The 25,636-nt window shown below is 71.3% G+C and carries 22 protein-coding genes and 1 pseudogene; 11 read left to right on the top strand and 12 right to left on the bottom strand.

Going from position 1 to position 25,636, the window contains the following annotated elements; translation table 11 throughout:
* Positions 1 to 5: 5 nt before the first annotated feature.
* Positions 6 to 1,694: a cellulase family glycosylhydrolase gene (locus SACTE_RS11600; RefSeq protein ID WP_014046222.1), complete on the bottom strand. Its 1,689-nt coding sequence runs from the start codon at positions 1,692 to 1,694 to the stop codon at positions 6 to 8.
* A 180-nt stretch (positions 1,695 to 1,874) separates the two neighbouring features.
* Between SACTE_RS11600 and SACTE_RS34980 the strand changes: the two are divergent.
* The 4 genes and pseudogenes from SACTE_RS34980 to SACTE_RS11580 all read left to right on the top strand — a co-directional run.
* Positions 1,875 to 2,199: pseudogene (locus SACTE_RS34980) on the top strand (glycoside hydrolase family 11 protein); the annotation flags it as partial.
* A gap of 714 nt (positions 2,200 to 2,913) precedes the next feature.
* On the top strand, positions 2,914 to 4,356 hold the full coding sequence (locus SACTE_RS32565) for a hydrogenase expression protein HypA (RefSeq protein ID WP_014046221.1): 1,443 nt from the start codon (positions 2,914 to 2,916) through the stop codon (positions 4,354 to 4,356).
* A 159-nt stretch (positions 4,357 to 4,515) separates the two neighbouring features.
* The gene (locus SACTE_RS11585) at positions 4,516 to 4,986 is read left to right on the top strand and encodes a hypothetical protein (RefSeq protein ID WP_014046220.1); all 471 of its coding nucleotides are present in this window, start codon (positions 4,516 to 4,518) and stop codon (positions 4,984 to 4,986) included.
* Positions 4,987 to 5,107: 121 nt separating this feature from the next.
* Positions 5,108 to 5,638, top strand: a complete 531-nt coding sequence (locus SACTE_RS11580) for a hypothetical protein (RefSeq protein WP_014046219.1) — start codon at positions 5,108 to 5,110, stop codon at positions 5,636 to 5,638.
* Between the two features lie 88 nt (positions 5,639 to 5,726).
* On the opposite strand, the gene SACTE_RS11575 is transcribed toward SACTE_RS11580, so the two are convergent.
* The 3 genes from SACTE_RS11575 to SACTE_RS11565 all read right to left on the bottom strand — a co-directional run bounded on the left by SACTE_RS11575 (position 5,727) and on the right by SACTE_RS11565 (position 9,024).
* On the bottom strand, positions 5,727 to 6,515 hold the full coding sequence (locus tag SACTE_RS11575; protein ID WP_014046218.1) for a hypothetical protein: 789 nt from the start codon (positions 6,513 to 6,515) through the stop codon (positions 5,727 to 5,729).
* Positions 6,512 to 7,054: a hypothetical protein gene (locus SACTE_RS11570; RefSeq protein WP_014046217.1), complete on the bottom strand. Its 543-nt coding sequence runs from the start codon at positions 7,052 to 7,054 to the stop codon at positions 6,512 to 6,514. Before SACTE_RS11570 ends, SACTE_RS11575 begins: the two co-directional genes overlap by 4 nt.
* Positions 7,055 to 7,242: 188 nt before the next feature.
* Entirely contained in the window at positions 7,243 to 9,024 is a 1,782-nt protein-coding gene (locus SACTE_RS11565) for a hypothetical protein (RefSeq protein ID WP_014046216.1), read from the bottom strand.
* A 209-nt stretch (positions 9,025 to 9,233) separates the two neighbouring features.
* On the opposite strand from SACTE_RS11565, the gene SACTE_RS11560 reads away from it, so the two are divergent.
* Both SACTE_RS11560 and SACTE_RS11555 read left to right on the top strand, forming a co-directional pair.
* Complete coding sequence (locus SACTE_RS11560; RefSeq protein WP_014046215.1) at positions 9,234 to 9,821, top strand: GNAT family N-acetyltransferase; 588 nt, start codon at positions 9,234 to 9,236, stop codon at positions 9,819 to 9,821.
* 206 nt (positions 9,822 to 10,027) lie between these two features.
* Positions 10,028 to 10,864 carry a restriction endonuclease gene (locus SACTE_RS11555; protein WP_014046214.1) on the top strand — a complete coding sequence of 279 codons (837 nt, stop codon included), beginning with the start codon at positions 10,028 to 10,030 and terminating at the stop codon, positions 10,862 to 10,864.
* 78 nt (positions 10,865 to 10,942) lie between these two features.
* Here the strand turns inward: SACTE_RS11555 and SACTE_RS34590 are convergent, their stop codons facing one another.
* The 3 genes from SACTE_RS34590 to SACTE_RS11545 all read right to left on the bottom strand — a co-directional run bounded on the left by SACTE_RS34590 (position 10,943) and on the right by SACTE_RS11545 (position 12,148).
* Positions 10,943 to 11,083 carry a hypothetical protein gene (locus SACTE_RS34590; protein WP_014046213.1) on the bottom strand — a complete coding sequence of 47 codons (141 nt, stop codon included), beginning with the start codon at positions 11,081 to 11,083 and terminating at the stop codon, positions 10,943 to 10,945.
* A gap of 32 nt (positions 11,084 to 11,115) precedes the next feature.
* A complete protein-coding gene (locus SACTE_RS11550) occupies positions 11,116 to 11,601 on the bottom strand; it encodes a hypothetical protein (protein ID WP_014046212.1) in 486 nt (161 codons plus the stop codon).
* A 136-nt stretch (positions 11,602 to 11,737) separates the two neighbouring features.
* Positions 11,738 to 12,148 carry a DUF6415 family natural product biosynthesis protein gene (locus tag SACTE_RS11545; protein ID WP_014046211.1) on the bottom strand — a complete coding sequence of 137 codons (411 nt, stop codon included), beginning with the start codon at positions 12,146 to 12,148 and terminating at the stop codon, positions 11,738 to 11,740.
* Positions 12,149 to 12,271: 123 nt separating this feature from the next.
* Here SACTE_RS11545 and SACTE_RS11540 point away from each other — a divergent pair, with 123 nt between their 5' ends.
* A complete protein-coding gene (locus SACTE_RS11540) occupies positions 12,272 to 13,621 on the top strand; it encodes a hypothetical protein (protein ID WP_014046210.1) in 1,350 nt (449 codons plus the stop codon).
* Between the two features lie 48 nt (positions 13,622 to 13,669).
* On the opposite strand, the gene SACTE_RS11535 is transcribed toward SACTE_RS11540, so the two are convergent.
* Positions 13,670 to 16,810, bottom strand: coding sequence for a DEAD/DEAH box helicase (locus SACTE_RS11535; protein WP_014046209.1), 3,141 nt, complete (start codon positions 16,808 to 16,810; stop codon positions 13,670 to 13,672).
* A 115-nt stretch (positions 16,811 to 16,925) separates the two neighbouring features.
* Positions 16,926 to 17,834: a TetR/AcrR family transcriptional regulator C-terminal domain-containing protein gene (locus SACTE_RS11530; protein ID WP_014046208.1), complete on the bottom strand. Its 909-nt coding sequence runs from the start codon at positions 17,832 to 17,834 to the stop codon at positions 16,926 to 16,928.
* A 115-nt stretch (positions 17,835 to 17,949) separates the two neighbouring features.
* Here SACTE_RS11530 and SACTE_RS11525 point away from each other — a divergent pair, with 115 nt between their 5' ends.
* Both SACTE_RS11525 and SACTE_RS11520 read left to right on the top strand, forming a co-directional pair.
* Complete coding sequence (locus SACTE_RS11525) at positions 17,950 to 19,602, top strand: MFS transporter (protein WP_014046207.1); 1,653 nt, start codon at positions 17,950 to 17,952, stop codon at positions 19,600 to 19,602.
* Between the two features lie 135 nt (positions 19,603 to 19,737).
* Positions 19,738 to 22,017, top strand: coding sequence for a SpoIIE family protein phosphatase (locus tag SACTE_RS11520; protein WP_014046206.1), 2,280 nt, complete (start codon positions 19,738 to 19,740; stop codon positions 22,015 to 22,017).
* 46 nt (positions 22,018 to 22,063) lie between these two features.
* Here the strand turns inward: SACTE_RS11520 and SACTE_RS11515 are convergent, their stop codons facing one another.
* The 3 genes from SACTE_RS11515 to SACTE_RS11505 all read right to left on the bottom strand — a co-directional run bounded on the left by SACTE_RS11515 (position 22,064) and on the right by SACTE_RS11505 (position 24,152).
* Complete coding sequence (locus SACTE_RS11515) at positions 22,064 to 22,273, bottom strand: DUF4287 domain-containing protein (protein WP_014046205.1); 210 nt, start codon at positions 22,271 to 22,273, stop codon at positions 22,064 to 22,066.
* Between the two features lie 113 nt (positions 22,274 to 22,386).
* Positions 22,387 to 23,400 (bottom strand): SEC-C domain-containing protein, encoded by a 1,014-nt coding sequence (locus SACTE_RS11510; protein WP_014046204.1) that lies wholly within the window; start codon positions 23,398 to 23,400, stop codon positions 22,387 to 22,389.
* Positions 23,401 to 23,525: 125 nt separating this feature from the next.
* The gene (locus tag SACTE_RS11505; RefSeq protein ID WP_014046203.1) at positions 23,526 to 24,152 is read right to left on the bottom strand and encodes a LysE/ArgO family amino acid transporter; all 627 of its coding nucleotides are present in this window, start codon (positions 24,150 to 24,152) and stop codon (positions 23,526 to 23,528) included.
* 69 nt (positions 24,153 to 24,221) lie between these two features.
* On the opposite strand from SACTE_RS11505, the gene SACTE_RS11500 reads away from it, so the two are divergent.
* Both SACTE_RS11500 and SACTE_RS11495 read left to right on the top strand, forming a co-directional pair.
* Complete coding sequence (locus SACTE_RS11500; RefSeq protein WP_014046202.1) at positions 24,222 to 25,127, top strand: LysR family transcriptional regulator ArgP; 906 nt, start codon at positions 24,222 to 24,224, stop codon at positions 25,125 to 25,127.
* Between the two features lie 116 nt (positions 25,128 to 25,243).
* Positions 25,244 to 25,582, top strand: coding sequence for a DUF6412 domain-containing protein (locus SACTE_RS11495; protein WP_014046201.1), 339 nt, complete (start codon positions 25,244 to 25,246; stop codon positions 25,580 to 25,582).
* Positions 25,583 to 25,636: the final 54 nt, after the last annotated feature.

Here is a 25,636-nt window from a genome sequence, read left to right as displayed (position 1 = left end):
CCGGGTCAGGCCGCGGTGCAGGTGGCGCCGTTGAGCGTGAAGGCCGCCGGGGCGGCGTTCGCGCCAGTCAGGGTGCCGGTGAAGCCGACGGTGACCGAGCCGCCGGCGGCGATCGTGGAGGTGTACGAGGCCGGGGTGACGCTCACCGCGCCCCCGCTCTGCGTCGCGGTGCCGCCCCACATGTTCGTGACGGTCTGCCCGTCGGCGAAGGCGAAGCCCAGCGTCCAGCCGTCGACGGCGGCGGCGCCGGTGTTCCGGAGGGTGATCTCCCCCTGGAAGCCGCCCGGCCACTCGCCGATCACCCGGTAGCCCACGGAGCAGGCGCCCCCGGGCACGCTGCCGCCCTCGTCGGTGGTGACCGACACCGTGCCGGAGCGCGCCGAACGGTTGCCGGCCGCGTCCCGGGCGTAGACGGCGAAGCTGTACGCGGTGCCGGCGCTCAGACCGGTCACGGTGACCGAGGTGGCCGCGGAGGAGGCGACCTTCGTCTCGGAGCCGCCGGTCACGCGGACCACGTCGTACGCGGTGACGCCGACGTCGTCGGTGGCGGCACTCCAGCCGAGGGTGACGGAGGTCGCCGTCACCCCGGAGGCCGTCGGGGTGCCGGGTGCGGTCGGGGCCTCGGTGTCGCCCCCGCCCTGCCCGCCGCCGAAGACCGTGGCCTCACGGGACGTCTCGGTGATGCCGTCGGGGCCGTGGAGGACGCGCTCGCCCCACGAGCTGAGCCGGGTGGGGTCGAAGTCGAGGACCAGGTCGAGGACCGGATCCGTGTTGCCGCTCCAGGACCAGGCCAGGTAACCGAGCCCCAACTCCTCGGCGGTGGCCATCATCGTGTCCTCGTCCGGGTCGCCGTACTGGTCCGCGGGGCCGCCGAACTCGCCGATGAGCAGGGGAAGTCCGGCGTCGACGAAGGCGTTGAGGTAGTCGGTGACCTTCGCGGCGGTGTCGTAGACGCTGTACATGTGGATCGAGAAGATCAGATTGCCGGTCGGGTCGGCGTCGTACACGCTCCGGGCGTCGGCCCGCATGACGCCCTCCCAGTCCTGGCCCCAGTTGGGCGCGTCCACCATGATCGTGTGGGCGAAACCGGCGGCGCGCAGCTTCTGGATCGCGGCCGTCGTGGGGGCGGTCCAGCCCGCCGGATCGGCGTTGCCCCAGGGCTCGTTGCCGATGTTGATGACGACGTAGTCCTCCTCGCCGTCGAGTACGTCCTTCAGGCCGATCCAGTAGTCGGCCGCGTGGTCGAGGGTTCCGGCGGCGGCGTCCTCCCCGTACCCGGTGGTGTCGTGGACCTCCAGGACGCAGATGAGCCGCTCGGCCTTGCACCGGGCGATGATCGAGGCGACGTCCTCGGGGCTGTTCTCGCTCCAGCGGTAGCCGTCGGACAGCACCACGCGGACCGTGTTCGCGCCGGTCGCCTTGATGTCGGCGAGGGACTGGGTCTCGCCCGGATACCAGGTGTGGGCGTGGTTGATGCCGCGCATGACGAAGTCGTTGCCGTTGCCTTCGACCAGGCGCCCGTCGCTGATGTGGAGGCCGGCGGCCCGCGCCTCCGCCCGCTGGGGCAGGTCCGCGGCCCGCGCGGTGGCCGGGCCGAGGGCTCCGGCGAGGGCGAGCCCCAGGAAGGCGGCCAGACCTCTCAGCAGAAGGGCCAGGGGCTGTGGTCGTCGTGCTGTGCGTATCGCTGTTCTCACTGCGACTCCTGGGGGTGGACGCGAGGAGGACCGAGCATCGGCAGGAAAGTATGGGAGCGCTCCCATAAAGCCACCCCGTCAGGGGCACGTCAAGACGTTCGACGGAAAACCCAGGTGCGGAGGCCGCCGCTGACGGGCACGGTCCACCCCGACACGGCCATCACGACGAACCGGACGGGTACCGGCAACGGCTGCCTGACGCGCTACGGCTGGACCGCGAACCCCCTGGCCGAGTACTGCGTCGTCGACAACCGGGGCCCCTGCCGGCTGACGGGCACGTACAAGGGAACCGTCACGAGCGACGGCGGGACGTACGGCATCTACCGGACGCCGGTGCGGCGGCCCGTCCGTCGAGGGCGCGAAGGCGTTCGACCAGTACCGGAGCGTGGGGCAGGCGAAGCGGACCGGCGGGACCATCACCGCCGGGAACCACTTCGACGCGTGGGCCGGGGCCGGGATGCCCCTGGGCGGTTTCGGCTACTGCATGACGCTGGCGGCCGAGGGGGTGTCAGGGCAGCGGCGACTCGGACGTCACGGTGAGCGGCTGAGCCGTCCGCACGTGGAGGGCGGGCACGGTGACGGCCCGCATGCCCGTCGCGGCTCGTGTGTGACGGCCTGTGCGTGTCGGCCTGTGTGTGCCGGCCTGTGCGTGCCGGCCTCCGTGCGACCGGTCGGGGGTGGTGCGCGGCGGCTGACGGCCTTGAGTGGTGGCTCGACTGCCCGAGGCCCCGAGAACGACCCCTGCGGCGCGGCGCCCTCCCGTCGTCGTGCCGCAGAGGTCGTCGATGTTCCGGGCCTGCCTCGGGCGTCTCGTGTGCGCACGTCCACCGCCCCGAAGTCGGCTACTCCGCGGGGGCGTTGCTTCGACGCGGGAGGTTCGACCCGGTATCGCTTCGCTTGGCCCCCGCCGCTTCGCCCCTTCTGCCCGGCCGCCCCCGCCGTCTCGGGCGACCCCGAGCCCGGTTGGCCGACCATGGCTGAGGGAGTTCCTGTACCGTCGTCCCGGGCCCGAACCGTTCAGGCGTGTCACGCGCCACCGCACGCCGGCGCGCGCCCGGTGCCCCGTCCCGTCGATCGCCTGCCGATGGTCCCCCCACCCCAGTCAAGTCACCTGTCACCTCCGGGACTTCGCTCACCCGACGACCGGCGTGGGTGAGGTCCGGTCGTGCGCGGATGCCGGGCCGCGACACCGCAACCCAGACGTGAGTAAGGAAATTGCATGGCACGTGAGCATGATCCTTCCAGCCACATACCGCCGCGCACGGGCGCGTCCTCAGGCGCCTCCGGTGCGTCCGGGAGTTCGCCGGTGTCGGTCCGGCGGGCAGTGCCGATGAGCGGGGCGGCCGGGGACCCCGGCGACGCCCTGACGCCGGGCGGCTCGCGCGGCCGTAAGGACACCTCGCCCACCTCGCCCACCGCGACCGGGCCCGACGCGGGCACGCGGGGGCCGACGAGCGAGAGCCCGGAGACGCTCGGCGGGAGCCCGGAGGCCGAGGGCTCCGAGAGCGGGACTCCCGAGGGTGCGGACACCCGGCAGCAGACCGAGGGGCGAGCGGGCGGCGCCAGAGCCGCCGGTGCGACTGACGGCGGCGGCACGGCGCGGGGCATCGGAGCCCCGGGGCCGACGGCCAAGGGGGCGGCCGAACCCGCATCGGCCGACTCCGAGGAGACGGCCGTCGTTCCGGCGGCGACACCGTCGTCGCCGTCCGCCACGGAGCCGGCTGCGGCGCTCGCGGCCGCCGGTGGCGTCGGCGGGTCCCCGGACGCCGAGGCGGCGGTAGCGGCGGCGGGCAGCGGGGGTGCGGGCGCCGGTACCCACGCCGACGACGTGCCGCCCGGCAGCCGACCGAAGAAACCGATGCTGGCCGCGGCGGCGATCGTCGGCGCGATCCTGATCTCCGTGCCGTTCCTCGTGGCGGGCCAGGACGACCGCAAGCCCGAGAAGGACCACACGCAGAACGCGGCAGGCACGGTCCTGGACACCGACCGCGTCGTGGTCCCGGAGACCTACACCAGCAAGTCGCCGAGCCCCTCCCCGACACCGAGCGAGGAGAAGGAGGAGAAGAAGGAGACGGAGAAGCCCTCCGAGTCACCCGCTCCCAAGCCGGTGATCGCACCGCCGCCGAGCACCCCGAAGAGCAAGCCGGCGGCCACGGTGACGGCGAAGGCGCCGCTGAACACGGCCGCCGGTGCGCTGAGCAGCCTCGCGAAGAACGACCCGCAGGGGCGGCACATCTGCTACCGGGCCTTCGTGTACGGAAGCGGCTGGCAGGCGCCGGTGTGCGACGGGACGATGACCGGGACGACGGGCCAGGGCAAGCAGATCACGGCCCTCAACATCGCGGTGTGGAACGTCGGCGGATCCTCCGCCAACGCCCTGCTCAACGACCCTTCCTCGACGAGCGGCAACGCCAAGTGGGCCCCGAACTGGACGGCAGTCGCCGCGGACGGCAAGGACAACTACATCGGCAGCTCGAAGAAGGACGCCCCCTTCATGACGGGCTTCGCCATGAACATCGGCAAGGGCAGCGTCTGTCACACCGCCAAGATGCGCGGTGGCGGCTGGGGCTCGCAGTTCTGCAAGAACGCCCGCCCCGAGTACATGTTCGTCGGCACCACCGCCAACGAGAACTGGTTCGAGGCCGTGAAGCTCACGGTGTGACCCACCGGGCTGACCACTTCGGCCCACACGGAGCCCCTGGTATCCACCGGGGGCTTCGCGCTGTCCGGCCGCCGGCCCGCACCTCCCTGTGACCTGACTGTTGCCGGAACTGTGGCCTCCATCACATGAGTTGCGGGGGCGTCCTGGTGGACTCGGCCGATGGCACTCCTGCTCCTCGTCCCGCTCGGGATCATCGCGGTCTTCGCCCTCGCCGGTTACGGCTTCGGCGCCCTCGGCCGGGTCGGCGTCCGGCAGGCGGACCGGGGCCTGCGGTTCCGCTGCGCCGCGGCCGTCCTGGGCGCGGGTGCGGTGGCTCTGTACACCTGGGGGCTGCTGCACGTCGGCGGTGCGGTCCTCGACGCGGAGGACGGCGGGGCCGGCTCCTCGCCCATGCGGTCGTGCCGTACGGCCGACGAGGCGCAGTGGTCCAGGTCCGTCGGCTACCGGGTGGACTACTTTCCGCTGCGGTTCGTCTGCGAGACGAGTGACGGGGGGAGCTACACCCCGGACACGGTCCCGGGCTACATCGGCCCGGCGGTGGGGGCCTTCGCCCTGGCGGCTGTGGTGTGCGGTGGCGCCGCGGCCGTCGAGTCGGAGCGCCGGACGCGGCGGCGGGGCGCGACCACGTGAGGAGATCCGGTGGTGACTTCGGCCGGTGACTTCGGTCGGCAACTTCGGTCGGCAACTCCGTCGGCAACTTTGGTGGGTAACTTCGGTTGTCAGGGGCGGATTGGTTAACTATGGTTGTCGCATGACGCCGCTGGAGATCACGCCTGCCGAGCAGACCGCACTCGAGAGCTCCCTCCTCGACGCGCTCAATCCACTCGCCGCCGCCCTGCGCGCCCGGGCGACCGGGCTTGCCGAGGACCAGATGTGGGATGCGCCCCCCGTCGACGTGACGCTGTCCGTCCTGGCCGCCTGGAAGGTCGTGGACGCGGAGGTCAAGAAGCTGACGGAGAGGGCGGCCAACACCGCCGGTTCGTACGGCGCGAGTTACGAGCAACTGGGCGCGGCCTGGGGGATAACCCGCCAGGGTGCCCGCAAGAAGTGGCCCGAAGCCGTCAACCGGGCGGCGGCCTCGGGTGCGGAGTCCGGCTCTCTCGAACTCTGCGGAGGCGCTGCCGTGCTGACGCACAATCCTTCGTCCACCCGCTGGTACTGGACGGGTCGGGCCGCCGACGGGACGCACGGCGAGAGCGACGGTGATTCCGGTTATGCCACGAAGGAGGAGGCGGCGGCCCACGCGGGCGCCTTCCTGCAGGCGCACAGGACCGTGCGGTGACGGGTCCCGGCGGTCCCGAGGAGACGAGCCGTCGCGCCGGGACGCGGGCCGCCCCACCCGCCCGTGGCCGACCCCCCGGCGTACCGGCTCAGGGCACGTACGGGCAGTAGCCCTGCGGGCAGAAGGACTCGGCAGCCACCGAGGCCGACTCCGCGTACGTGGCGTCCCACTCGTCGTCGGGGCCGGCGACGAGCACCACCCACCGCACCCCGTCCTCGGCGACGAAGGCCCTGAGCAGCGACCGCCGTACGGTGCCGTCCTCGCGCGGTACGCGGTACTCCAGCTCAGCGGTCTCCGACCCGTCGGTGGCGTCCAGCTCGTCCAGCCGGACGCGTTCGTAGCCGCCGGCCCGGCCCACCAGCCGGTCCGTCTCCTCCAGCGCGTCGTACGGGGTGTAGCCCGGCTCGGAGATCCGGTAGATCTGGAGCATCCCGTCCCCGTCGTCCGTCTCGTAGAAGACGACGACGCCCGCCTCCCGGGGGTCCTCCCGGCGCTGCCATTCCTCCCTGACCTGCACGCTGAAGCCCTGGGGGTCCTCCTGCCACACGAAGCCGGGCGGCGGCTCCTCGGCCGTGGGGGACTCGCCGTCGGGCGAGGGGGTACCCAATCCGGTGTCGCCCTCCTCGGTTCCGCCGGCACCCGCGGCCGTCCCGGCGGTGTCCGTCTCACCGGGGATGGCCTCGGCGGACGCCTCGACCCCCTGCGCCTCGTCCTCGCGGAAGATCAGCCGGCCACCCCCGAAGGCGACGGTACCCAGGACCGCTACCGCCAGCGCGACGGCCGCAATCCGCAGCCCCTGCTCCAGGGCGCGCGGCAGCCCGGTGTCCGGAGCCGGGGAGGGCTCCCACCGCTGGCCCTCGGTGTCCCACCCCTTCATGTCAGCATTCCGGTGATCACCTCGGTGGCCACCCCGGCCGCCGTCTGGCCGCCCACGGACCCGGCCGCCCGGCCCGCCAGCCCCACCAGCCTGCGCAGTCGGCTCCGGGTGACCCGGCCGGTGGCCTGGATCTCCCGCTCGGCTTCGGCGGCCTCCGCCCGGAGTTCACCCGACTCGCCGCGCAGCAGCCGCAGTGCGTCCACGAGTTGCGGCGTCGCCTCGATGAACTGCTCCGACCGGTCGGTGGCCCGCGCGTCCGGCCCCGACGCCGCCGCGCCCCCGGTCATCCGCCCGATGGCGATGCCGCCGGGGACCGGGGCCACGACGGGCGGCGGCGCCTCGTCCGCGCCGCGCGGGCGGCCGATCCGCCTGCTGACGTCCTCGGCCTCCGCCCTCGGCCCGGCGGCGGCGGCACCTCCGCCGAACTCGCCGATGACGATGCCGCCCGGCGGTACGGCACCCGCCGGGTCCGTACGCGTCGGTTCCTCGTCGGTGTCCGGCTCCCGGTCGGCACGCTCTGCCTCGCCCCTTGCACCCATGTCCCCGCCGTCCCTGCTCTCTCGGCTCGTCGCTCGTGTCGTGCGCGTCATACGCGTCGTTCTGGTGATTCAGCCGGTCCGCGTCGTCCTTGAGGCCGTCGTCGCTCGTGCGGCTCGTGCGGCTCGTCGGCCGGCGACCCGCCGGGCCACCGCCCCGTCACCGGAGCGGACGGCCCCGGCCGCCCCCGTCATCGGCCGTCCTGACGGCCGATGACCTGCTGCAACGCCCCATCGGCCCGTGCCCTGGCGCCCCGGCCCGTGGCCACCGCGCCGCCGCTCATCGTCCCGATGAAGACGCCACCGTTGCTCACCTGGACGATCTGCTGCTCCAGCTGGCCCGTGTCATGGCCCTTCTCACTGAGCGCCTGGAGCGCCCCCGTACCGATGCGTTCCTGGATCGTCTTGAGGTAGCGGCTGACGTCCATCCGTTGGAACGGTGACTGGCCTCGTACGGACGCCAGTTCCCTTACGGACGCGGAGGCTCCCTCGGGCGAGTCGGCCCGCGCGCTCACGTATCCATGGCTCCGGGCCGCCCAACGGACCGTGCTCTCCAGTGAACGCGCGGCGGAGAAGGCCGCCGCCACCCCGGCGGCCGGAGCGGTCAGCAGCGCTCGGGCCACCGCGATCGCCGGGTACGCACGCCCCCGCTCGACGACGGCGTCGACGAGCCCGAACTCCGGCCTGAGCGGGTCCAGTACATGCGGAACGACCTCCAGCACCAGCAACTCGCCCTGGGTGTGCACCCGGACCAGTACGGACACCACCACCTGGTGCTCCCACGCGCTGACCCGGACCCGCAGGAAGTGCCGTCGCGCCTCTCCGCCCTCGCCGACCGACGCGAGCCGGTGCGTCACCGCCGCCGTCTCGCCGTGGTCGACCTCGTGCCTCGGTGGCCCCGACGGCAGATAGACCAACTCGTCGATCTCCACGTCCCGGAGACGGTCCAGACCGGACGGGGGCACCGGCAACCGGCCGAGGTCCGCCAGCCGCTCCCGTACGCAGTTCAGCACCCCGGCAGCGGTGAGCGGCTCCGATCCGGCCTCCGGCCTGCGACGCAGGTCCATCACGAGGGACCAGGACGGCAGGGCGCGCCCCGACCCGACGAAGGGCCGAGCCGGTTCGTACAGGACGATCCCCGAGTTCTGCTCCCTGTCGATGGCCTGCCCGACCTCCCGCAGCCACTCGGGCCCGGTCAGTTCCTCCCGTGGCCGTTGCCGGAAGGTCTCGGCCGGGAGCCGGTCGCACATCACGGCCTCCACCGCACTGCGGTGCCTCCACACGGGGATCACCATCAGCAGGGGAAAGACCACGGCCATCCAGTTGGCGGAGGCGTTCCACACGGCGGCGAGCGCCGCTGCCCAGTACAGGGCCGTCAGGACGCGGGGCACGAGGGCCACCACCCAGGTCCGGCCGCCGCTTCCGGGCAGCAGACCGTCCAGCGAGTACACGCTGGTGCCACGCCCCGAGATGTTCCGTACGAACCACAGCAGCCCGCTCACGAGGGCGTAGTTCAACGCCCAGACACCGGACCCCGGATAGCGCTGGGGCCCGCCGAAGAAGTCGAACGCGTCGGTGGGGAGGAAGAAGCGGCGCTCGGTGTAGCTCTGGCCGTAGGCGTCGGCCAGGCTCCAGGAGGTCATCCAGCCGAACTCGTCCCCGTACAGGTCCGCCAGCCAGAACAGCACCCACAGGAGGGCGATCCAGCCCCCGGCGTGCAGTTCGAGCCGGCGCGCCCGTAACGCATGGGCCAGCACCGGAACGACGTCCACCCCGACGGAGGGGGCCACCGCCCTTCCGTCGTGCTCGGCCAGCTCCTCCACCACTCGACGCCGGAATCGGGCCTGGAGGTAGGGACCCGCGCAGAGCAGACGGGTGGTGCCGGTATGGGAGTACCTGCTGGGGGAGGGGTGGGGCGCCGCGCCGGGGACCGACGGATCGGGTTCCGGGGTCGGCTGAGCAGGAACCGTCAAGGTGGCCCCAATTCCTCTTCATAGCCGCGAGTTGCGGCGGAACGATTGCTATGAGGCGCAGACTGTAGACCAACCGATGGCTTTGCGCCACAGGCTTGTTACGCAGGGCGACCGTTGGGGCGGGTGTGGCGTCGGAGAGGCGATTTCAGGGCCGCCCGACGACGCCCACGGAACAACGCCGGGAGCCGCTACTCGCCGCGGTCGGGGAGATGTGCTTCGATTCCGCGGTGACGAGCGAGAGCGGCGGCGACAGCGCCAACGTATCCGGTGCGACGGCGGCTCAGGCGGTTCGGTACGTCAGGCCCCGGGCGGACCGAGACCTCGACGCCTGCGTCCGCGCGCTGGCACAGGTCCATGAGCACGACGGCTACCCGGTCAACTGGCCTGCCGACCCCGTCGCATGGCTGGCGCAGCCCACGCTCGTGGCCGCTTGGGTGGCGGAACTGGACGGCCGGGTCGCGGGCCATGTCGGCCTGTCCCGGTGCACCGCCGGTGAGGTGGCCCCGGGGGTGTTCGGCGCCCGGGAGGGTGTGGACGTCGACGAGATCGCGGTGGTCAACCGGTTGTTCGTCGCCCCGTCGGCCCGCGGCCACGGACTCGGCGCGCTGCTGATGGCACGCGCACACGAAGCGGCACGGGAACGAGGCCTGCACCCGGTACTCGACGTGGTGGCGACCGACACCGCGGCGACGGCCCTGTACGAACGGCTCGGCTGGCAGTTCCTGACCACGACCGAACAGCAGTGGGGCCCGGACCGGAGAGTGACCCTCCACTCCTATGGGCCGCCGGCGGACTGACGAGGCTCTGCGGCCCGCGCCGCGAAACGGCCTGGCCATGTGTCGCGGCCCGCGCCTTCCACCACCGCACAGGTCGGGGCCCGCAAACAGGGACCCACCGCGGCGAACCAGGTGACCCCCATGCCCGGCGTCGGCGCGTCCTGCGATACTTCGTGGCTGTGACCAGCGAAAAGACCATCCGGGTAGGGGAGCCGTCCAGGCCGCGGATGCCGGAGAGACGTGCGGTTCGGTCGTGGCAGGACGCCGAGCACAACGCCGCTGCCTGGATGCGGTACTGGGGATACCGCGACGCGCGTGCCGAGCCCGGGGGTGCCGACGGCGGCATAGACGTGTGGTCGGCCCGTGCCCTGGGCCAGGTCAAATACCAGGCGGCGGCGGTGGGCCGCCCGGACCTGCAGCGGCTGTTCGGCGCGCGCGGCCGCATGCTGGACCGGCACCTGTTCTTCTTCACCGGCAGCAGTTACGCCGCGCCGGCCGTCGCTTACGCCCTTGAGAACGACATCGCGCTGTTCGTCTACGGCCTCGACGGATCGATGGAGGCACGCAACGCCCCCGCCCGCCGGGCGGTCGAGGCCGCTCGGCGGGCGGGGGCCACGTCGGAGCCCGAACCCGTCCGCTCTCCCCCACCCACGACACCGGCGCCAGCGGCACGACCTCACGCCATGGCGGCCGACCCGCCGAAGAAGCGCCACCCCGGGACCAGCCGCCTGCTTCTCGGCCTCTTCCTGGCGGCCGTCGCGGTGTTCCTGCCGGGTTCCGAGTCCTTCAGCCCCCAGCCCGACCGGCTCCTGGCAACGGCGGCGCTGCTCGTCATCCCCTGCTGCCTGCTGGTATGGGGCGCCGCCACCCGATCGTCCCGGCGCTTCTGGCCCACGGGGCTGAGCCTCTTCCTGTTGGACCTTCCCGTGGCGTGGGCGGTCAACGCACAACTATGGCAGGGCGACGCCTTCGACCTGCTCCTCCCGACGGTCCCGGCCGTGCTGTGTGTGGCGACGGCGGCCCTGTTGACGCGGTGGGACGCGCGGCAGCGGAGCAGAGACTGAGAGACCGGCCCGCATCCCCCATCAGGAAGCCGCCCGTGAAGTGGGCCGAACCGCAGCTCGGCCCACTCGGCCCAGCCGTCAGGACGCCGGCGGCTCAGGCTCGACGGTGGCGATGAACGCCCGTACCGGCCGTGGTGCTTCCGGGGTGTGCGGGTCAGGCGCCTGCGCGGACTCCCACGCGTCCACCATCTCCGAGTACCGAGGATCGATCCACTCCATGCGCGGTCTCCCTTCTGCCCGCAGGCTACCGGTCACCCCGCCGAGGGCTTCGGTTTCGGCTTCGGAGTGACGACGATGGTGCAGTCGGGCGCGTGCTGGCACTTGGCCGCGACCGACGCGGCGAGCTCGTCGGTCGGTGGCCCCCAAAGCTCCGGGTCCGCCGTGTAACCGAGTTCGCCGATCAGTCGCCGGGTGCGGTTCAGTACATCAGGGTCATAGGTGGTCGGGTCGTACCCCGGGAAGTGGTGTACGAAGCTGCCGAGCTCGTCGCACAGCTCCGCGTACACAGCGGTGTGCAGAATCAGGGCATGCCACCCCTCGTCGACGACGCGTGACGGAGCGAGCCCTACGCCGGGGTTGCGTGAACAGGCGGCGACGAACTTCAAGGCCTCCTCGACGACGCGTGCCGCGAGTTCCACGGACATTGCCGGGTTGGCGTCCACCACCGTGTCTCGGCAACTGGCGAAACGCTCGTCGCGGATGAGCCCTCTGGCGATGACGGGCATGGGTACGCTCACGGAGATCTCCTTCTCATGGGTTGGTGATCGAACCGCACCGGCCGGATTCCTGGCAGGGCGTCGGCCGGTGCGGGGCAGGGCGGGGACATCGGCGCTCAGCCGGGCCGGGGCCCGGACGTTCACGCAGGACACGTGCTCACATCGGTGCCACTGACCGGATCCGCGAGGGAAGGGCCGGCGAGGGCGAGGCCGTCGTGTCTGCGGAGTGATCCCGGTAGAGATCGACGAACCGTCTCGTCAGGCGTGCGAGCTCGCGTACGTACTCGTATGCGGTGAACGGAGGCGTCTCAGGGGTGGGGCGGCCGTTCAACTCCAACAGGCGGTGGGCTGCCGCGTACATCCGTCTCGTCTCGTGATTCGAGTCGAAACCGAGGTCTTCGACCAAGAACATGTTGAGCGCCCCACGCAACCGACCTGCCATGTGGTCGATCTCCTGCCGCTCGGGCATGCACAGAGTGATGGCCAACACCCTGTCGACGCAGTCGCTGATGCACTCGAAGTCGAACGGTAGGGCGTCGGGCCCGTGGCCCTCTGTCGCAGCGGTCACGCGTGCTCCTCTCTGGCTACTTTTGGTTGCCGTGTGTGAAGAGCTAACTGCGCGACGTAGGTTTCCGGGTACCGTGAGAGGGAGCCGTGACCGTGAAAGTTGTGAATTCTCCGGGAGTTGGCGATGACCAGGCAAGCCGAGAACGAGCGGAACACGGGCCTCGCGGCGCTGCTCGAAGAGGCCGTATGGTCCCGGACGCAGCTCGCCAACGCGGTGAACCGCATGGGCGCTCAGCTCGGCATGCCCCTCAAGTACGACCATTCCGCTGTGTCCCACTGGCTGAGTGGGACACAGCCGAGGCAACAGGTCAGGCGCATCATCCTCGAAGTCCTCCAGCGCAGGATCGGGCGTCCGCTGACTCATGCCGAGGCCGGCTTGCAGGTGCCGAAGGGCGACGGTGCACCGCACGGAGAAGACACCGTGGAGTCGCTTCTGGACCTGGGAAGGAGCGACATGGACCCGTCACGACGTGGCGTCCTGGCCGCTGGCGTGTACTCGGCGGCCCTCGCCGTGCCCCTGTTCGCCGGTGAGGCGCACGCGGAAGAGCGAGAACGCGCCACCAAGCCCACGGGGCGTATCGGAGACGCCGAAGTCACCACGGTGCGGACGATGACCGACCGCATCGCGGACATCCTCGACGAACTGGGCGGGGGGCATGCCAGGCCCATGGCTGCCGCATTCCTCGTCAACACCGTCGCGCCGTATCTCCGGGCGGCAGCCACAGCGCGGGTCAGGGGCGACATGCTGTCCGCGGCGTCGGATCTGACCTACCTGACGGGCTGGATGGCGATGTACGAGCGGCAGCACGCCCTTGGCCAGCGTTACTACGTCAAGGCGTTGAAGCTCGCGACCGAAGCCGGGGACCATGTGACGTACTGCCGGACCCTGCGCGGGATGAGCCTCCAGGCGTCGAGCCTGGGCCACGGGGCCACGGCTTTGAAGCTCGCAGACTCCGCCGCCGAGGCCGCCCCCAAGGCAGGCCCCAGACTCGTCGCCTTCCTGCGGGGCCAGCAGGCACACGCAGCATCCATGGTGGGAGACCGGAAGCAGGCCTTCGTACGGCTGCGTGAGGCGGAGTCGGCGCTCGCCAAGGCGGACTCCCGGCGGGAGTCGATCGGCGGGTACGACCAGACGGCGTACCAGTTCCACGTCGGCCACGTCCTCTACGAGACGAAGGATCTGCCCGGATCGATCGCCGCCCTGAAGACCTCTATCCGCACCCAGCCGAAGCAGGAGCGCCAGGGCAGGCTGCACGCGAACGCGGTGCTGGCGCAGCGCCAATACGAACTGGGGCACATCGAGGAGGCTTGTTCCAGTTGGAACGGCTTCCTCGACGACTACGTGGGCCTGTCGACGGCACGGGGCGACGAACACTTCGAGACGATGCGAAAGCGCCTGGGCCCGCACCGGAAGGTGCGGGCCGTGAAAGAACTGGGGGAGCGTGTCCGGGAGGTTGCCGCGCTGAAGCTCTAACAGCTCAGCTGTAGGCCGGGACCACTACAGCTCGCCGGTGGGCTGGCATCACCCGGCCGCGATCGCCGAGTAGGTGAGCACGTCGGCCGGGATCTCATGGCGGAGGTTCCAAACGATGCCCATCGGCTTGCTTCCGTAGTGCTTTACGTACTCGCCCGGGCCCAGCAGCATCCACGGCTGAGGGCCACCGATGTCCGTGTTCTTGAAGCGGCGGACGAACAGAAGGACGTGGGTGCCCATCTCCTTGTGGGTCTGGTACCGGATTCCGGTGGATGAGCTTTCTGAGGTCCGGTGCTGCGTCTCCCAGTGAAACTGAAAGTCATTGAGCGCGTAGTCCTTGTACCGGGTCTCTGGTGAAAAGTCTTTCTCGTCCTTTTCGAGCGTGATGAAAAGGGCGTCGGTCTGAATGTTTTCGCACCATTTCACCCCCTCTCGGAAGTGCCCCGGCATAAAGGCGTTTGCGGTCGACTGCCCTAGTGCTGGCAAGATCTCCTCACGGCTGTACGAGGCATGAACCGCAAGTGGGAGGCTCGCGTGAGTGCCGAGAAGTGGTACGGGGACGTGGTCCGCGCGGTTGAGGGCGTAGGCGAGTACCTGGCGGATTTCGTCACGGAGGGCTCCTAGGTGGTGAAGCGTGTCGAACCCTTCCTGGTAACTCGTGAAGCCGCCGCCGAGCGGCCACAGCGAAAAGAAGAGCATGCGAGCGTAAGCCTGTTCCTTCTCGGAAAGGGCATCGTACGTAGGGGCGTCGTCTTCCAGGAGCTTCGTGTACGTGTTGACCCGAAGTGGATCGTCCACGTGTGAAAACGCGGGGACCCGCTTCACCAGCGCAGCCTCACCCTCCGGGCCAACCGCGTCGAGGAGCTTGGATCGCCGAAGAAGTCCTGTCCAGGAGTTCCCGTTTCCCCGGTAGAGCTCTTTCAGTTCCCTGCCGCTCTCTTCGAGAAAGTCGGCTAGTCGCGGCTGGGCGTACTCGGCGACTTCCCGCGCCAATTGAGTGACGTTGACGTTGATCTGATTGCGGATGTTGTTGAGGATGAGTTGACGGGCTTTGGCTTCCAAGATGATTTGGCAGCCTGAAGGCAACTGAGGGAAGCCGTCCTCGATGCTCTTCTCGAGGCGGTTCCGCGTCAGGTTGGTCAGGGCGCGGAACTGGGACTCAAAGCGGAACTCCTTGCGGTGCTGGCCAATGAAGTCGAGGACCGTGAGAACGGCTTTGCCTTGGGTGCGGCGGAGCCCTCGACCTAGCTGCTGGAGGAAAACAGTGGCGCTAGAGGTCGGCCGCAGAAGGAGAAGGGTGTCTACATCAGGAACGTCGAGACCTTCATTGAAGAGATCGACGGAAAAGATCACCTGCACCGTGCCGGCCCGCAGGTCGTCGAGCGCCGACTTGCGTTCATGGCGCGGGGTCTCCCCGGAGAGGGCGACGGCGTTGAGGCCAGCGCGGCGAAAGAAGTCGGCCATGAAGTGTGCGTGGGCCACCGATACGCAGAAGCCCAGTGCTCGCATGATTCTAGGGTCTGAGACCTTGTCCTTCACCGCCTGGACGACGAGCCTGGCGCGCGCGTCGTTTCCCGTGAAGAGGTTGCTCAGGGCCGTCGAATCGTAGGCACCGCGCTTCCACGCGACGGCCGTCATGTCGGTGTTGTCGGTGATGCCGAAGTAGTGGAAGGGGCTGAGGAGTTCGTTCTCCAGGGCCTCCCAGAGTCGCATTTCGGCAGCGATGCGTCCGTCGAAGAACTCATCCTGGATGTTCAGACCGTCCGTGCGCTCAGGAGTCGCTGTGAGACCGAGGAGTTCCCCTGGCGCAAAGTGATCCAGGAGCTTGCGGTAGGTGGGCGAAGTGCCGTGGTGGAACTCGTCGATCACGATGACGTCGAAGTGATCTGTAGCCAAGCGATCCAGGGCACGGGTGTTGAGGGACTGCACACTGGCGAAGACGTGTGTCCAGTGATCCGGAATCTCCCCCGCGACGAACAGCTCGCCGAAGTTCGCATCGACCAGCACGTCCTGGTAGACGCGGAGCGACTGTTCGAGGATCTCTTTGCGATGTGCAACGAAGAGCAGGCGCAGATCACGGCCGAGCCTCTGGCGTAGGTGCTTGTAGTCCAGCGCGGCCATCACGGTCTTGCCCGTGCCCGTGGCGGCGACGAGCAGGTTGTGGTGACGGTTGTGTACGGTGCGCTCGACCTCGAGACGTTCGAGCATGTCGCGCTGGTAGGGGTGGGGGCGGATCTCCAAGCCGGAGAGCGTGATGCCGCCGCGCCCTAGCGGAGCGGAGCCTCCCGCCTGGGCCAGCGCTTCGTCTAGCCGTTGAGCATCGATGTCGGGGTCATACGGCTCGAAGGCCTGCTCACTCCAGTACGCGTCGAAGGTGGCTTCGAACTTGCGGAGGACCGAGGGCGTGGCAACGGACGACAGGCGGACGTTCCACTCCAGCCCGTCGAGAAGGGCCGCCTTCGAGAGGTTCGAACTACCGACGTAGGCCGTGTCGAAGCCGCTCTCCCGTCGGAAGAGCCACGCCTTGGCATGGAGTCGGGTAGAGCGGAGCTCATAGTTGACCTTCACCTCGGCGCCGAAGTCTCGGACGAGACGGTCCAGTGCGCGTCGTTCCGTAGCTCCGATGTACGTCGTCGTCAGCACCCTGATGGGGACTCCTCGGGCATGTGCCGAGGCGAGTGACTCCTCGAGCACACGGAGGCCATGCCATTTCACAAAGGCACAGAGGAGGTCGACGCGGTCAGCGGTGGCGAGCTCGGCCCGCAGTTCGGCGCCGAGACTCGGGTCCCCGGGGGAATTGGTGATCAAAGCCGTATCCGATAGCGGGGTCGTTGGCCGCAGCATGGCGTAGACGCCCGGAGCCTCCTGCTGGGGGATGGCAAGCAGTTGCTTCGGCCCCTCCGTGACGAGATCTACCCACTGCGTCGCTCCCTCGATGGTGTTGAGGGACTCCAGAATGTGATTGGCGGCGATTACCTGTTCCGAGGCTGAAAGGCCTTGAAGGACCTGGCGCACGGTGTCGCCGACGTGCCGTGCGAGCACATGGGGAGTCGATTCCTGTCCTACGGGCTCGGTTCTGGGGCGCCACCCCTCAGCCTTGAGTTCCTCTATCCGCTTCGCGAGGCGACGTGTGATCAGTGTTTCGTACAGGCCGACAACCGGCGCTGCATTCGAAAAGTCGTTGGCCATGGCCGAGTCCCCTCGTCTCGTACGCGTGCTGCGGGTGCAGTTGTATCAAGAGGTGCTGACAGGCCGATCTCCAGCGGCGTGGTCGGAGCGGATGAGCAAGCCCCCATTGCCCACCTCAGCGAGTGACCTCCCCCACCAACGCCGCCACCCCGTCCAGCACCCGCGTCAGTCCGAACTCGAAGAGGGTGTCCAGTTCCAGGTCGAAGTCGCCCTCGTCGAAGAGGGTGGACAGCACCGGGAAGGCCGCCGCCGTCTGGATCGCCTCCAGCCGGGGCTCGTTGCTGGTCATCCACTCCTCGGCCGTCATGCCGGTGTCCTGCCGGGCCAGGGACTCCAGCTCGACCGCCAGTGCGACGCCCTGGGCGAAGCTGAGGACGGTGAGGTGGATGTGGAGCATCTGGGCCGAGGAGAGGCCGAGGCCCCGGAGCGCCGTCAGGGTGCGTTCGGTGAACCGCATCGCCTTCGGGGAGGCCATCGGCCGGGTGAGGGCCGCCATCGCCCGGGCCAGCCAGGGGTGTTGCCCGTACTGGTTCCACAGCCAGCGCGCCTCCCGCTCCAGCTGCGCGCGCCAGCCCTGGGGAAGTGGGCCGGTGGGCTCGGAGCCGAACACCGCCTCCGACATCAGCCGGATCAGCTCCGCCTTGTTCGGGACGTGCCGGTACAGCGCCATCGTCGAGGTGCCGAGGTCGGTCGCCAGCCGCCGCATGGACAGCGCGCCCAGTCCCTCCGTGTCGGCCAGCGCGATGGCGGCACCGATGACGCGGTCGGGGGTGAGCGGCCGGCCGGTGGTCGTGTCGCGTTCCCGCCCGCGTTCCGCGACCACCGTGCCGACGCCGGGCACCGCCCGTACCAGCCCCTCCTGGTTGAGCGCCGTGAGTGCCTTCGTCGCGGTCGCCATCGCCACGCCCCACTCCTGGGTGATGCGCCGGGTCGAGGGCACCAGGTCGCCCGGGGCGAGCTCGCCGGAGGTGATGCGGCGGCGCAGCTCGGCGGCGATCCGGAGGTAGGGCGGTTCGGGTGCCATGGGGCCACCGTACTAGTGCACCTGGTGCCCCTCATCCCTGGTGGGGGCTGTGCTGTGGCCGGGTGCACTAGGCAGGTGTTTGCGGTGTACGTCAGCCAGGCCGTTCCGTACTCCTATGGACAACACACCAGGCCCGCGCGCGGGCCGCAAGGAATGGACCGCCCTCGGCGTCCTGATGCTGCCCCTGCTGCTCGTCTCGATGGACGTCTCGGTCCTGTACTTCGCGATCCCTTCCATCAGCGAGGACCTGGAGCCCAGCGCCACCCAGCAGCTGTGGATCCTCGACATGTACGGCTTCGTCCTCGCCGGACTGCTCATCACCATGGGGGCGCTCGGCGACCGGATCGGGCGGCGTCGGCTGGTGCTCGTGGGCGCCGCCGTCTTCGGCCTGGCCTCGGCGGCCGCCGCCTACGCGCACTCCGCCGAGCTGCTCATCGCCGTCCGCGCCCTGCTCGGCCTCGGCGGTGCCGCGCTGATGCCCTCGACCCTCGCCCTGGTCCGCAACCTCTTCCACGACGAGAAGCAGCGCGCGAAGGCGGTGACCCTGTGGACGGCCGTCCTGACCACCGGCATCTCGCTGGGGCCGGTCGTCAGCGGGCTGCTGCTCGAACACTTCTGGTGGGGCTCGGTGTTCTTGATCAACGTGCCCGCCATGGCCCTGCTGCTCGCGCTGGTGCCGTTCCTCGTACCGGAATCCTCCACGGGCCGGCCCTCCACCGGCCGGCCCTCCACCGGCCCGGCCGCCACCGAGCATCCCGCCCCCGAGCATCCCGCCACCGGCGGGCGGCCCCGGTTCGACCTGCTGAGCTCCGCCCTCTCGCTGGGCGCACTGCTCCCGGTCATCTACGGCGTCAAGGAGTGGGCCCGCCACGGCTACGCACCGGTGCCCGCCCTCGGGATCGCCGTGGGTCTGCTGTTCGGCGTCGTGTTCATGCGCCGTCAGCGGCGGCTGGAGCATCCCATGATCGACCTCGGTCTCCTGGGGCGGCGGGCCTTCGGCGGACCGGTGCTTGCCAACCTGCTCGCGATGTTCGCGACCGTGGGCATGGCCGTCTTCTTCAGCCAGTACCTCCAGTCCGTGCTCGGCCAGAGCCCGCTCACCGCCGCGCTGTGGAGCCTGGTGCCCGCCGCCGGGGTGGCCGTCACCGCACCGACCGGGGCGGCACTCGCGCAGCGGATCGACCGCGCGTACGTCATGGGCGGCGGTTTCGCCCTCTCCGCCTGCGGTTTCCTTCTGATCACCCAGCTCCAGACCGATTCGCCCCTCTGGTACACCCTCCTCGGCGGTTCCGTCTACGCGGGCGGGCTGGTCGCGGCCATGACCATCGCCAACGAACTCGCCCTCGGCGCCGCACCGCCCGAGCGCGCGGGCTCGGCGGCCGCCGTGCTGGAGTCCGGCCAGGAGCTGGGCGGGGCCCTCGGCATGGCGATCCTCGGCTCCGTCGGGGCCGCGGTCTACAGCCGGGACATGGCGGACGGTGTGCCCGCCGGGGTGCCGCACGCCGACGCCGTACGCGAGACGCTGGGCGGCGCGGCCGCGGTGGCCTCCGAACTCCCCGGCGCGGTCGCCGAGACCCTCCTCACCGCCGCGCGTGAGGCCTTCACCCACGGAATGGGGATCGCGGCGATCGGCGCGGCGGTGGCCATGTCCGGAGCGGGCCTCTTCTCGGTCGTGTTCCTGCGCGGCGCCGGGCGGGCGGCCGCCCCCGTGCCGGGCGAGCCGGCCGCCCCGGACCACCGGCCGGCGTCTCACGAGGCGGCGCTGTGACGGCCGGAGGGCGGCGAGGGCACCCCCCCGCCCTCCGGTAGCGGCCGTCCGGGGCGGGACGGATGCTGGTGCCGTACGTGTCGTCGTGCGCGGCGGCTCGCCCCGGGCCCTCTGGGGGGCCGAAGGAGCTGGCTGATGGCTGATGCGCCCCTGATGGTCGTGGACAGCAGCGGAGTGGTCACCGGCTGGAGCCGGGCCGCCGAGCGGCGCTTCGGGCTGCCGACCGCCGACGCGACGGGCCGGCCGGTCGCGGAGGTGCTGGCCCGCGACCGGCGGCGTCAGGACGGCGACGGCGAGGCGGCGGCGCTGCTGCTGGAGCCGCTGGCCGGGGCGGCCTGGGGGGTACGGGAGGCCGGCGAGGACGACGACGGCCTCGGGCAGGCGCTGCTGGACGTGCTGTTCTCCCAGGCCCGGATGCGGATCCATGTGCTCGACCCGGAGCAGCGCGTGCTGCGCGTCAGCGACCCGTCCGAGTCAGGGGACCTCGTCGGACGGATGCGCGGCCGGGTGTTCGGTGAGGTGTGCGGTTTCGAGGAACCGGAGCGGGTCCACGCCTACGTGCACGAAGTCCTCACGACCGGTGTCCCCGGCATCGAGCAGCCCTTTTTCGCCCGTCCGCTCGGTGTGCCGGGTGGACGGCGGACCCTGTCCGTGACCGCGTTCCGGCTCCAGGGCCACGCGGCGCGGCAGAGCCATCAGGACCGGGTCCTCGGAGTGGTCGTCTCCGTGGTCGACGTCACCGAGCGGGTCCGGCACCGGCGCCGCGACGCCGCGCTCACCGCGGTGCGCGAGAGGGTGGGCGGGACGCTCGACATCGAGGCCACCTGCCGCGACCTCGTCGACGCGCTCGTCCCCGACTACGCCGACGCCGGGGTCGTCGAGGTCGTCGACGCGATACTGCGCGGCGAGTGCCCGCAGCCCGGGCCGCTGGGCCGTGACGTGCCGCTGCGGCGTGCCGCGTACGACGGCCGCCCCGATCCGGCCCGCCCGGTGGGCGACGTCAGCCCCGTCGTGCACGGGACCCCCTACCAGCGGTCCCTGTCCGACCTGCGGGCGCGTGTCGTCCCGCTGACGAACGCCTCCTGGGCCGGCGCCGACCCCGAACGGGCCCGCATCATCAGGGAGTCCGGCGCCCATACGCTCCTGCTGGCACCGCTGACGCTGCGCGGGGCGGTCCTCGGCCTGGTCAGCCTCTACCGGTGCGGCGACGACGAGCCCTTCGCCGAGGAGGACATCCCGGTCGCGGCGGCCATGGCCTCGCGCGTCGCGCTCGGCATCGACAACGCCCGCCGGTACGCGCACGAGTACACCATCGCCAGCACACTCCGGCGCCGGCTGCTGCCGCAGCGCCCGGCGGCCCAGCCCGCCGTCGAGACCGACCAGCTGCTGCTGCCGGGCCGGGGAACCGGGAGCTGGTTCGACACGATCGCCCTGCCGGGGGCCCGGACCGCCCTGGTCATCGGTGACGTGACCGAACGCGGCATCCACGCGGCCACCACCATGGGGCAGCTGCGCACCGTGGTCCAGGCCCTCGCCGACCTCGACCTGGAACCCGACGAACTGCTGGCGCGCCTGTACGACACGGCGGCCCGGCTGGCACAGGAACGCGCCCAACTGCCGTCCAGCGACCCGCTGCACCGCGAGCCGCTCTCCGCGACCTGTGCGTACGCCGTGTACGACCCGTTCACCGAGACGTGCACCGTGGCCTCCGCCGGGCACCCCGCCCCCCTCGTCGTCTGCCCGGACGGCACCGCCTACGTCGCCGGCCTGCCCGTGGGACCGCCCCTGGGGACCGTGGAGCGGGGGCCCGTCGCCGCGGCCTCCTTCCCGCTCCGGGAGGGCAGCATCCTCGGGCTCTACAGCAGCGCGCTCGAAAGCCACGCCGAGACCTCCTCCGGCGTGCTGCGACGGACGCTCGCACACCCGGACCGCCCCCTGCGCGAACTGTGCGACGCGGCCGCCTACGCCCTGCCCGACACCCCCGAACTCCAGGGCACCGTACTGCTGCTGGCCCGGACCCACCCCATGCCGCCCGAGCGGTACGCCGTCTGGGAGCTGCCCTACGACAAGACCGCTCCGGCGACCGCGCGCCGCCTGGCCTCCAAGCGGCTGGCCGAGTGGAACCTCACCGGGGACACCGGCGAGGCGACCGAGCTCATCGTCAGCGAACTGGTCACCAACGCCGTGCGCTACGGCCGCCCGCCGGTGAAACTGCGTCTGATCCTCGACCGCGCGCTGACCTGCGAGATCCGGGACGCCAGCACGACCGGCCCGCACATGAAGTACGCCGGGGCGGTCGACGAGGGCGGGCGGGGACTGTTCATCATCTCCCAGCTCGCCACGGTGTGGGGGACCCGCTACGCCTCGGAGGGCAAGACCGTCTGGTCGGAGCAGACGCTGCCGGGCGGGGAGTGAGCGGGCCGAGCGGGCGGGCCGGCGGTCCGGGGCCGGGCGGACGGCCCTACCCGGCGTCCTCGGCGCGGGTGTGGGCGACCAGGGCGTTGGCGTGGCCGTGGCCCAGGCCGTGTTCCGCCTTCAGCCAGGCGACGACCTCCATGTGCTTGGTCAGGGGCGAGGCGCGGATGAGGTCCTTCCACTCCGCGACCGGCCGGCCGTACTTCTTCTCGATCGCGGGGAAATAGCTCGCGGGGCCCTTCGCCGGGTCGCTCATGAGGTGTGCCGTCCGTTCCTGGGGTCGAGTGCGTGCTCTGCTGCCTGTGTCGACCCCAGGTCGGGCCGGTACTCATCGGTGGGACCGGCCCGATCTCCGTCGAACTCCGTGCGCTACCGCGCCGTCGTCCCGTGGCAGTCGCGGTACGGGCGCCCGGTGCCGCACCAGCAGGCCGCGCTGCGCGCCGGGGGCCATGGCACCGCGCGGCCTCGGGCGGCGAGCGTGGTGGCGTACTGGGGGAGCAGGCCCGGGTCGGACGGCGAGGCCGCCTCGGACGCGGCGAACGCCTCGTACGAGGGCACCGTGCCCGTGACGATGCCGAGATTCGGCGTACCCGCGGCGTGCAGGTCCCGCAACGAGTTCTCCAGGCGGCTGAGATGGGTCGCGTGGTCGACGTACTCCTCGCGCAACTCCGGGTACACGTCGAGCAGTTCGGCCAGCTCCTTCTCGGGCCAGTGCAGCACGGCGACCGGGAAGGGGCGGGACAGGGCGGCCCGGTAGGTGCCCAGTTCGGCGCGGAGGCGGGTGATCTCCGCCTTCAGCTCGCCCGGGTCCGAGGAGCCGAGGGACCACAGGCGCTTGGGGTCGTGCAGCTCGTCGAGCGGGACGGCGGCCGTGTGCAGCGCGTCGGCCAGCTCGTCCCACGCGTCGTGCCCGAAACCCGCCAGCCGCCGCACCCGGTGCCGGCCCGTGAGCAGCGACTGGGTGGCGTACGGCACGTCCTCGCCCGGGGCGAGCAGCAGGGTCAGCGCGGTCGAGAAGAAGTCGTGGGCCGACTCCAGCTCGTCGTGCGCCTCCAGCGTCTGCGCGGCGATCTCCCATGCCGCCGCGTCGAGCGGCCCCGCGGCGCGCAGGCCCTCCAGGATGGCCCGGGCCTCGGCCTCGTGGCCGTACTCCCAGAGGTTGGCCGCTTTGAGCGACTTGATCAGATAAGGATTGTCAAGGGTGGTTTCCGGCGAACCGAGCAGTTCGTCGTAGAGCGTGGTGGCGCGGGCACGGTCACCGGCCAGTTCGAAATGGGCCGCGGCCTGGAGGAACAGCGGTTCGTGGTCCTCGGGATACTGCGCCGCGGTGCGCAGCAGGCGCTCGGCTTCGGTGGTGTGCTCGGCAGGCGTGTCGGGGCGCATGGACCACACCGTACTGCGGCCGGGGCACGGGGTGTCAGGGCCCTGGGCGGAGCACTCCGGGCGGGGCGTGCCGCGCCGGCGCGGCTCTCGGTGTCCTCGCCGCGGGCCTTCCACCGGCGGGCGCGTCAGAGCGTGCGGGCGAGCAGCAGGGCGCCCATCGCGAGCATGGTGGCCGCGACCAGGCCGTCCAGGATCCGCCAGGCGGTGGGGCCGGCCAGGACGCCGCTGAGGAGCCGGGCGCCGTACCCGAGGCCGGTGAACCACACCACGCTGGCCAGGACCGCCCCGAGGCCGAAGACCCAGCGCAGTGGGCCGCGGTCGGCGGCGACCGACCCGAGCAGCAGGACGGTGTCCAGGTAGACGTGCGGGTTGAGCCAGGTCATGGCCAGGCAGGTGAGCACCGCCGTGCGGACGGACCCGGTGGAGGCGCCTCTCGTCGTCAGTCCCTGGCCGTCGGCGGGCCGCAGCACACGGCGGGTGGCCAGGACGCCGTAGCAGATCAGATAGCCGCCGCCCGCCAGGCCGACCGCGGTCAGTGCGGCGGGCCACGCGGTCACGACGGCCCCCAGACCGGCGACGCCGAGGGCGATGAGGACCGCGTCGGACACGGCGCAGATGCCGACCACCGCCAGGACCGCCTGTCGGCGCACCCCCTGGCGCAGGACGAAGGCGTTCTGCGCGCCGATGGCGACGATGAGGGAGAGACCGGTGACGAATCCGGCGGCGGCCGCCGGGAGGATGCCGTTGTTCACGTCGTCGACGCTAGGGATCCGGGTGCCATCAGTACAGCTAATGTTTCTTACGTACCCTTAGCCATCGTGATGACTGAGCTTCCCTCCGACCAGGTGCGCACGCTGCTCGCCGTCGTCGACGAGGGCACCTTCGACGCCGCCGCGGCGGCCCTGCACGTGACGCCGTCCGCGGTCAGCCAGCGGGTCAAGGCGCTGGAGCAGCGCACCGGCCGGGTGCTGCTGATGCGGACGAAGCCGGTCCGGCCGACGGAGTCCGGGCAGGTGGTGGTGCGCCTCGCACGCCAGCTGGCGGCCCTGGAGCGGGAGGCGCACATGGAGCTGGGCATCGCGGACGGCCTGGGTCCGGCCCGGCTGCCCATCGCGGTGAACGCGGACTCCCTGGCGACGTGGTTCCTCACGGCGCTGACCCGGGTGCCCCAGGACGTCCCGGTCTGCTTCGAGCTGCACCGCGAGGACGAGGCGCACACCGCGGCGCTGCTGCGCGAAGGACAGGTGACGGCGGCGGTGACCTCCTCGGCGGAGCCGGTCGCGGGCTGCACGGTACGGCCGCTGGGCCTGGCCCGGTACCTGCCGGTGGCGAACCCCTGGTTCGCCGAGCGCCGTCTGCGGACCGGCCCCCTGGAGCGGTGCCTGCCCGACGCGCCGGTGATCGTCTTCGACCGCCGGGACGAACTGCAGGACCGGTTCGTCCGGTCCCTCGCACCCGGCGCGCCCGGCGCCGGCCGGATCCGCCACCACGTGCCCACGTCGGAGGGCTTCTGCGAGGCCGTGGCCGCCGGTCTCGGCTGGGGCATGGTGCCGGAGCAGCAGGCGGTACCGCTGCTGCGGTCGGGCACGCTCACCGAGCTGGCGCCGGGCCGGCGGCTGGACGTGCCGCTGTACTGGCAGCAGTGGAAGCTCGACGTCCCGGCGCTCGCGGTCGTGACGGAGACCGTCGTCGCCGCGGCGGCCGAATTCCTGCACGCCCCTCGGTGACGCCGGTGCCGCCACTCCTCCTCCGATGGGAACACTCGTTCGCGTACGTGTTCGTGTATAACGGCTGGAGGACATCGCGAGCGCGTACGCGCCGCACGAGAGGGAACGGGGGGCCGATGAGCGACACCGACCGGGTACGCCGCGCGGCCACCCGGCTGCTGGCGCCGGTGCTCCGGCCCGCCGCCTTCCTCGTCCTGTTCCTCACCGAGGTCCTGCTCGCCGAGAGCGGCAGCCTCTCCGCGATGGCGCTCGCCGCCACCGCGGCCGCCGGTTCGGCGCTCCTGGTCTGCTCGGTCATCAGCGCCCGCTGCGCCGTCCCCGTGCCCCGCACCACGGTGCGCACCGCGCTGCGCGACCGCGAGAAACGCACCGCGTTCCTGCCGCAACGGGATCCCGACGCGAAGGGGCGCACCCGGCCCCGAGCGCCCGGATCCGCCCTCCTGACGGCCGCGTAGGGATCAGCACCCGCTCCACCAGCCACGCCTGTTCCCGGCGCCGTCCGTCCTGCC

It is taken from the genome of Streptomyces sp. SirexAA-E (assembly GCF_000177195.2).
Taxonomy (GTDB): Bacteria; Actinomycetota; Actinomycetes; order Streptomycetales; family Streptomycetaceae; genus Streptomyces; species Streptomyces flavovirens.
This window is presented reverse-complemented; position numbering and strand designations above follow the sequence as displayed.